The 2,702-nt window shown below is 53.3% G+C and carries 3 protein-coding genes; 2 read left to right on the forward strand and 1 reads right to left on the reverse strand.

Annotated elements, in window-relative coordinates; genetic code table 11:
- On the reverse strand, positions 1 to 495 hold a 495-nt coding region (locus tag A4E33_RS00020), incomplete at its 3' end, for a DUF2179 domain-containing protein (RefSeq protein WP_292345241.1).
- Between the two features lie 178 nt (positions 496 to 673).
- Here A4E33_RS00020 and A4E33_RS00025 point away from each other — a divergent pair.
- The gene (locus A4E33_RS00025) at positions 674 to 2,218 is read left to right on the forward strand and encodes an MFS transporter (RefSeq protein ID WP_292345244.1); all 1,545 of its coding nucleotides are present in this window, start codon (positions 674 to 676) and stop codon (positions 2,216 to 2,218) included.
- A 74-nt stretch (positions 2,219 to 2,292) separates the two neighbouring features.
- Positions 2,293 to 2,702, forward strand: a 410-nt coding sequence (locus tag A4E33_RS00030; protein ID WP_292345246.1) for a response regulator, incomplete at its 3' end; no start/stop codon positions are given.

Genomic DNA, 2,702 nt, shown 5'->3' on the forward strand with positions numbered 1-2,702 from the left:
GAAGAACGCCCGGGGGTTGATCCTCTCAATACCCAGAGTAATCCGGGAGAGCTCCGACCGGTTCACCAGCGACAGTATCATCGTGACGGTTCCCTGCGATCCCCGGGCATCGATACAGGTAACCCCGTGATTCTCTGACTGGAGGTACGCGGTGATCGCGCCACAGGATTCATCGGTTGTCACGATACGCAGGATCACCATACCGAGAGACAATTTCTCCTCGACAACGAGCCCGATATACGTCCCCATCGCAAACCCCAACGCGTACGCGAGGAAGTTTGCGATATTGGCAAGGTCTTTCATCACAACCTCGACTGCCAGCAGCCAGATCACGATCTCAAAAAACGCGATCACTGCGGCAAGGACACGGATGCCTTTGGATATAAAGACGATCCGCACCGTCTCCATCGTTACATCACAAACGCGGGCCAGAAAGATCAGCAGGGGCAGGATTACCCATGCATAGAGTTCGGGACTTATTGGGAGAAATGCCATTCACTCGCCTTAAAGTGTCATCCATACGAGGACGATAATCATAGGATGATGCCTCTACCCATATCCACATTCCCAGGCAGGATCCGGCAGATTATATGGAAGAGAACCAAGAGTAATACAAGATACTTTTCATGGAATACCCTGCCAGCCGCAACAGCACAGACAGAACGTATGCGTAATGAACCTGCTCCCCCCGTCACAGGAACTCACACAGGACGAGGTTGAGCAGGGATTATCGAATATTATTTTCGACGGCCTGACTACCCATGCATTCGTCACGCTAACAAGCGGTATTTTCCTGATTGCATTCGCTCTTGAGCTCGGTGCATCCAACATTGTTATCGGTCTTCTTGCAGCGATCCCGCCGCTCACGGAGCTTATCCAGATCCCGGCTGTCGGATTAATCGAACGTGTCCGGAACCGTCGCCTCATTACCGTTATCGCATCATTCCTGTCCCGGGGGTTATGGCTCGTTGTCGCTCTCATCCCGTTCCTGTTCTCAAAGCAGGCCGGGATCTATTGCCTGATCTTCCTTCTGATCCTGTACTCGTGCATCTCATCCGTCAAGCACTGCGGCTGGAAGTCATGGATGCGGGACCTGATACCTGATGAGATCCTTGGGATGTTCTTCTCGCGGAGAATGGCATTGTCGTTTGCACTTGCAACCGTTCTCTCCCTAGGTGCCAGTTACTTCCTCGATATCTGGCAGAGCAACAGTCTGAGGGAGCCGTCTCACGGCTATTCGTTGATCTTCCTGGGGGGAAGTCTCATAGGCCTTGCCGGGACGTATTTCCTGATCAGGACACCAGAACCACAAATGATCGTGAAGAACAGCGTTCCGCTTACGAGCCGGTTTTCCGTATGGTTTGCCGACACGAACTTCCGCAATCTGATCATCTTCCTCAGCCTGTGGAGTTTTGCCGTCAACCTGGCAGCGCCGTTCGTCACGGTCTATCTCCTGAAACGACTCTCGCTCGATATTACAGTCGTCATCCTGCTGGCAATCATCAGCCAGGTGTGCAGCATCGTCTCGCTGCCGCTCTGGGGATCCATCGCCGACCGGTTCAGCAACAAATCCGTGCTCCATGTAGCCGGCCCGCTCTTCCTGCTCTGTTTCCTTGCGCTCACGTTCACAAACCTGCCCGATCCCCATGCCTTCACGATGCCGCTTCTCGTCATCGTCCATATCATCATGGGAGTCTCAATGGCCGGTGTCACACTTGCGGCCGGCAACATCGGGCTGAAACTGGCCCCGAAGGGATCGGCAACATCTTACCTTGCAGGCATCAGCATCTTCACGGCGCTCACCGCAGGGATTGCTCCTGTCATCGGCGGGTTTTTTGTCGATCATCTTGCCGAGTGCGAACTGACATGGAACCTGATCTGGAAGAGCCCCGGCATCCAGTTCACCATCCCGACGCTCTACCTGATCCACTGGGATTACTTCTTTGTCTTCGCGTTCCTGATCGGCCTGTACTCTCTCCACCGGCTCTCGTACGTCCAGGAGCAGGGCGATGTGGACGAGCCAATCTTCATTCCTTCGCTCATCGCGTATGGCAAGGACATGCGGAACTTCTCGACTGCCGGCGGCATCCGGAACCTTCTCCGCTTCCCGGTGAACGGCATAGACATCCAGTCTGACAACACATCACGGGAATGCCGGCTTGCCCGGGCAGCACAGAAATACGGCGACGAAAAAAGTAATCCGGAGGAAGGACGGTAGGTCCTCCCGTTCTTTGGCTCCTCGTGATATGCCTTTTTATAGTACCATGGTGTTGTACCCAATAAGCGCTGGCCATGATTCCAAGGATTTCCATTCTCTATGTTGACGATGATCCGGTCCTCCTTGAGCTGGGCAGAATATTCCTTGAAAAGAACGAAACGTTCAGAGTTCAGACAAGTACGTCGGTCCAAGATGCCACAGACCTGCTTGCTGCAAACCAATATGATGTTGTAGTCTCTGATTACCAGATGCCGGATCGGGATGGGATAGATTTTCTTAAATATATCCGGGCCAGTCACGACGATCTCCCTTTCATCCTCTTTACCGGCAGGGGTCGGGAAGAAGTGGTTATCGAAGCGATCAATAATGGTGCAGATTTCTACCTCCAGAAAGGTGGAAATCCCACTCTCCAGTTCGCCGAACTCTCCCAGAAGATCAGGGCAGCGGTTGAGAAACGAAAGACCGGTGAAACCCTCAGGAAACA

Origin of the sequence: Methanoregula sp. PtaB.Bin085 (assembly GCF_002067035.1) — an archaeon.
GTDB lineage: Archaea > Halobacteriota > Methanomicrobia > Methanomicrobiales > Methanospirillaceae > Methanoregula.